Raw genomic sequence first — 5,485 nt, 5'->3', positions numbered from 1 at the left:
GACCGCCTCATCATCGATGTTCGCGACACCACCCCCTTGCGGCCGAACCCGCGCCGGCGGCAGCAACGGCTTCGCTATCTCCCACAAGCCGTCCGTAACGATCCATCTCCACCGTCCACTCCCCATGTCCAGCACAACTGGCAACTGACCATGTAGGACACGGTCTAATTAGTCCCTGGTAGCCCCGAAAGGGGGAGGCCACACGCCCAGGGTTCAGACTTCACCGAAGGCCGTCCGGCATCCGCCGGGCGGCCTTTCTTGCGTGTCCATCCGCCCCCTCGAAGCACCCTGAACGAGGTGGGCGTGGCAGCCCTCCAGTTTGCATGCGCAGTACGCCCTGGGCCTAGGAGTTGTCTTCAACTCGACTGTCCGGACCGGCGCCCCGGGCCCCTGTGGGGTGCGCGTCAGTCGAACGGGGTGAGGAAGTCCCAAACCGGCAGGGCGCGGTTGACGATGCGGGTGTCGCCGAGGGAACCGTAGAGTCCCTGGCCGTAACTCTCGTCGAACTGGGTGGCGCCGAGGACGAAGGGTTTGCCGAGGGTGGCGATGCCGGTCGACGGCTGCGTCGGGTTGCGGGCGATCCTTGAGCCGTCGACGTACAGGACGGTGCGGCGGCCGTCGTTGACGACGGCGAGGTGCATCCAGCGGCCGACGGGCAGCGTGTGGCTCCACGACGTGGGGTCGGCGTCCTGGCGCTGCGGATAGACCACGAACTGCAGGAACCGCTCGGGCGACAGGTTGAGGCTGCACGTGGGCTCCAGCGGGGACCAGCCGGTGGTCTTGCCGGCGTCGCCGTTGCGGCCCTCCCAGCTGAGGATGCCCATCCAGGCGTGGTCGCCCTCGAAGGGCTCGGGCAGCCGGAGGAACGTCTCGATCGTGTAGCCGTGGAGGAACTTCTCGCTGTTGAGGGCCGCCCGCGCGGAGGTCGTGAGGATGGCTCCGCGGTCCGGTTCCTTGCCGCCGTCGAAGCGGAGGCTGGCGTGGGCGGGCTGTCCCGGGTGGTGGTCGGCGGACCAGGTCAGGGTGTCGGGGCCGCCGCCCGTCAGCCGGCGCACGGTGAGGTCGTTGCCGTTGCCGGTGAGGTCGCGCACGAGGGTGCCGTCGGCCACCGGGGCGCCCTCCTTGCCCCCGGCGCGGGTGCCGGCGGTATCGAAGCGCCAGTAGGCGACGGTGCCGTGGGGCATCACCGCGGCGGGCGACCGCGGCTTCGCGGGAGTGACCGGTGCGAAGCCCGCGAAGCGCTTGCCGAAGTCGATGTGCAGGCTGAACCTGTCGGCGGGGCCGGTGAGTTCGAGGTTCTCGGCCTCCAGCGGACTGCGTTCCCCGGGATCGCGGGTCAGGAGCCACGGGGCGAACGTCTCGACGTCGATGACACCGCGGGCGAGGTCGAAGCCGTAGGTGCGGACCATTCCGGCGCCGCCGTAGTAGCGGTCCTGGTAGTTGGTGATGTGGACGTGGACATCGTTGTCGGCGTCGTTGGTCAGCACCGTGCGCCCGGGCGGCCAGTAGTGTCCGCCGAGGGCGAGGAAGATCTGGTCGTTGCCGCGGATCAGCCCGTCCCACAGGCGGCGGCCGTTGTCCGACAGCTGGGCCTTGCCGTCGTCGTCCGCCCAGACGATGTCGTGCGTGGTGAGGACGGCGGGCAGGGTCGGGTGGGCGTCGAGGACGCCCTGCGCCCAGCTCAGACCCTTGTCCGACACCCGCCAGTCCAGGGCGAGGACGAGCCACTGGCGGCCGGCGGCGCGCAGCACGTGGTAGCTGTTGTAGCCGTCGGGCGAGGCGCCGCGGAAGGTCGGCATGGAGGCGTAGCGCGCGGGTCCGAACGCGGCGAGGTAGGCCGAGGCGCCCCGCTGGTCGTCGGTGCTTGAGCTGATGTCGTGATTGCCCGCGAGGACGCTGTAGGGGACCTTGCCGTGGATAGTCCGGAAGGTGGCGGCGGCGCGCTCGATCTCATCCTCAGTGCCGTGTTCGGTGACATCGCCGAGGTGGGTCATGAACGCGATATTGCGCGTGGACCGCTCGCCGACGAGGTGGCGGAAGGTCGCGCGCAGCGGGGCCGGGTCGGCGCTGTCAGCGTCGAAGAGGTACTGGGTGTCGGGCAGGACGGCCAGCGTGAAGCGCGGGCTCTCGCTGTCGAACCGGCCCGCCCGGCCGGCGGTGTCGGCCCGCGCCGGGGAGGAGTCGAGGGCGGCGGCCGCGACACCGGCCGCGGGCAGCGCGGCCGTCGCGCGCAGCAGCGCGCGTCTGTGCACGGGGTGACGTTGTCCGGCTGTCATGGGGGCTCCATCCGGTGGGTGAAGGACCTGCCTACGGCAGGCCGTACGCTTCTCACCTGCCACAGCCGTACGGTGGCGGGAAGTTGAACGCCCGCTGCCGGATTCCCGACGATTGCCGGGGCGGGCCGCGCCGCCTCGACGCGGTCCCCACCACTGGTGCCGAACTCGACAGCGCACCTGGGGCGCATGACGACGGGTCAGGGACACCGCCTGTCCGAAGAGCGGCGGCGGCTGCTCGGCCTCGCGGATCCCGTCGCCGACGAGCCCGGGTTTCTGCAGGGCGCGGCCGATCTGGCATATGAGCACGGGGCGTTGGCGTTCTTCGACGAGATGCGCTCGGGCTTCCGGGTGGTGCTCGGCGGGGCCGCAGGAGCTCTTCGGTGTGCGGGCCGACCTCGCCACCTTCAGCACGAAGACGTTCGCGTCGCCGCGCGCGGAGCTGTAGACGGCGTGCCCTGCCCGGTGGCGAACAGCCACGGGAACCACGCCGAGCGGACGAAGCCCGGGTCGGCGTAACGGCCTCCGTCCCGGCGCCACGCCACAGCGGGACCGAGACGAAGTAGCGGTATTCAGGTAGCGGGTCCTGTTGGCCTTCGCTCGTGCGCAGGGCACCGATCTCGACGGCACCTCCTGACGCTGCCCGCTCCGGTTACGGCGCCGTCGGCACGGTCATGGCGGGGCGGTAGGCGGCTCGCCGCCTTTGAGGTACGGCCAGGTGCGGCTCCGGAACGGCCTGTTCCCCCGCTTCAGCAGGAGGGACCGTGCCAGCGTTCCTCCGGTTCAGGGCTTGGACCACAAGGAAGCACAGTTCGGCGGCCGAAGCACGTTGTTCGTCGGGGACGGCTCCCGGATATCGCCGGACCACGTCCCAGGCGCCGTGCCAGTCCGAGCAATCGGGCTCCGCGGGCATCCGTGGAATTGCGGCCTCGAAGGCGGTGAGTTCTGCATAGTCGGCGAGTCGTTCTCTGGGCAGCCCCAGCAGCCACGGCTTCATGTACAGGGCTTTCGCAGGACGGTCGTCGAACTTGCGCCGGTGCCTGTTGACCCTCCTGTAGAACTGCCTCAGGGGCAAAGTAGCTACGAGTGATGTTCAGGCCGCCGGTCGACGAGAGCGCTGACGCGGTTCTCGTACTCGCGACGGGCCTTGCGCTGTGTCGGGATCGCCGAGGCGCCGGTGAGTGGCTGGCAGCGGGCGAGGAGTGCGCCGTGAACCGAGGGCACGGCGCTCACGCGCAGGGTGTAGCCCCTGGCCGCGCCGTACGGTCACGCCCTGGTCGATAGCGGCCCGCTCGACGGGGTCCAGGTCGGCCGCGCGGAGGAAGGCGGCGACCTTGCCCGGCATGTCGAGGGTGACCGCTACCTCCGGAGCCGGAACGTCCTCGTGGACGTCGGCGGTGTGGTCGGGCATGAGGTCGGCGACGGCCGTGCGGATGGCGCCCCGGCTGACGTGGTGTGTGCGGGCCAGGGCGGCGATGGACTGGCCACCGAGGTACGCGGTGCGGACGGTGCCGGTCTTCCCGGCCGCCACGGCAGGGCGGCGCCCGCCCTTGCTGCCCTTGGCCTCGGCGGCCCGTAGCCCGTCGTACGTCAGCTCGCGCTGGAGGTCGCGCTGGAGGTCGCCGGCAGCGGCGAGGGTCTGCACCGTGAACTTCACGGTGGACAGCAGTTCGCCGGTGCGCGGGTGGCGGGCGGTGAAGTCCATCGCGGAGAACGCGCCGTCGTGGATGCGAAGGGCGATCTGGTCGCGGTGGAGGACGTCGAGCACGTCCAGGATGTGGCCGGTGCCGCGTACGAGGCGGAACATCTCGGAGATGTGCACGGTGTCGCCCGGCCGCGCGTAGGTGAGCAGCTCGCGGAACTTCGGCCGCTGGAGCGGGTGGAGGCGGCTGGAGGTGCCCGGGTCCTCCTCGAAGACGACCGGGTCCTCGATCCCGGCCTCGTCCAGGACGAGGTTCTGCCGGGCGGTCGACTGCTGGTCGGTCGAGACCCGCTTGTAGACCAGGTTCGCCACCGAAGGGCCTCTTCCTGACGGGAGGATCGGACCCTACATGTCGTCAAACCCTGTCAGCCATCACCATCGGATCTGATTGGATTCGCGCCGCCGCGAACCCCCGGATTGCACGGGTTCATTGGACGCGTCGACTGCCTGTCGTCAAACGATTCGTTTGCCGACGCCTACGGAACGCCGCCCCGGGCCGAGTAGCTCAGCGGGTAGAGCGCCGCTACCTGCGTGGCGGAGGTCGCGGATTCGAATCCCGCCTCACGACGCCGGACCGATCTTGATTTCGGGCATATCTTCACAGGGCCGGGCGGTCAAGCACACCGAGTCGAGATCGGATGCCATTCCAATACGGAAGAAGAGCGGCGCCTTGTACGAAGGCGCCGCCTGGCTGGTCATCGTGTCGGCGTCACGCTGGGTTCCAGAACGCCGTCCACACCCTGTCGTCGAAGCCGATCGTAAAGAGATCGAGCTGTTCCGACTTCCGTGCGAGGCCCGTGATCTCCTGCCGAGAGTGGTCGAAGACAGTCTCCGGATGGATCTGGAACCACGGATTCCATCCGTTCTGAGGATTCCAGAAGGTGGTCCACACCCTGTCGTCGAAGCCGATCGTGAAGAGATCCAGTTGTTCCGACTTCCGGGCAACTGCAGTGATCTTCTGCCGGGAGTGGTCGAAGGCTGTCTCTCGATGGATCTGGAACCATGGATTCCATCCGTTCTGAGGATTCCAGAAGGTGGTCCACACTCGATCGTCGAAGCCGATCGTGAACAGGTCTATCTGATCCGGCATCCGCGCCACCGCTGAAATGGACTGCGCGTGATGGTCGAAGACTGTCTCCGGATGGATCTGGAACCACGGGTTCCAGCTGTTCTGGGGGTTCCAGAAGGTGGTCCACACTCGATCGTCGAAGCCGATCGCGAAGAGGTCTATTTGATCCGGCTTCCGCGCGACTGCGGTAATCTTCTGGACTGTGTGGTCGAAGACTGTCTCCGGATGGATCTGGAACCATGAATTCCAGCCGTGTTCCGGATTCCAGAACGTAGTCCAGACCGCATTGTCGAAGCCGATCGCGAAGAGGTCTATTTGATCCGGCTTCCGCGCGACTGCGGTAATCTTCTGGACTGTATGGTCGAAGACCGTCTCCGGATGGATCTGGAACCATGAATTCCAGCCGTGTTCCGGATTCCAGAACGTAGTCCACACTCTGTT

The 5,485-nt window shown here is 68.1% G+C and carries 3 protein-coding genes and 1 pseudogene; all 4 read right to left on the bottom strand.

The genetic code is table 11. The annotated features are described in order from the left end of the window. Positions 1-126 (bottom strand): annotated as a pseudogene (locus AB0F03_RS36230) (IS5/IS1182 family transposase); the annotation flags it as partial. A 278-nt stretch (positions 127-404) separates the two neighbouring features. Continuing rightward, positions 405-2,276, bottom strand: coding sequence for a LamG-like jellyroll fold domain-containing protein (locus AB0F03_RS36225; RefSeq protein WP_362000322.1), 1,872 nt, complete (start codon positions 2,274-2,276; stop codon positions 405-407). Positions 2,277-3,366: 1,090 nt separating this feature from the next. After that, positions 3,367-4,287, bottom strand: a complete 921-nt coding sequence (locus AB0F03_RS36220; protein ID WP_362000320.1) for a recombinase family protein — start codon at positions 4,285-4,287, stop codon at positions 3,367-3,369. 397 nt (positions 4,288-4,684) lie between these two features. Next, on the bottom strand, positions 4,685-5,485 hold an 801-nt coding region (locus AB0F03_RS36215), incomplete at its 5' end, for a hypothetical protein (RefSeq protein WP_362000317.1).

It is taken from the genome of Streptomyces sp. NPDC028722 (assembly GCF_040637655.1).
Taxonomy (GTDB): domain Bacteria; phylum Actinomycetota; class Actinomycetes; order Streptomycetales; family Streptomycetaceae; genus Streptomyces.
Note: the sequence above shows the minus strand (reverse complement) of the source record. Positions and strands in the feature narration are given on the sequence as shown.

What these genes read in the sequence shown, in the direction of transcription:
- AB0F03_RS36225 (WP_362000322.1), bottom strand. Translation starts at nt 2,276, where the DNA reads ATGACAGCCGGACAACGTCACCCCGTGCACAGACGCGCGCTGCTGCGC.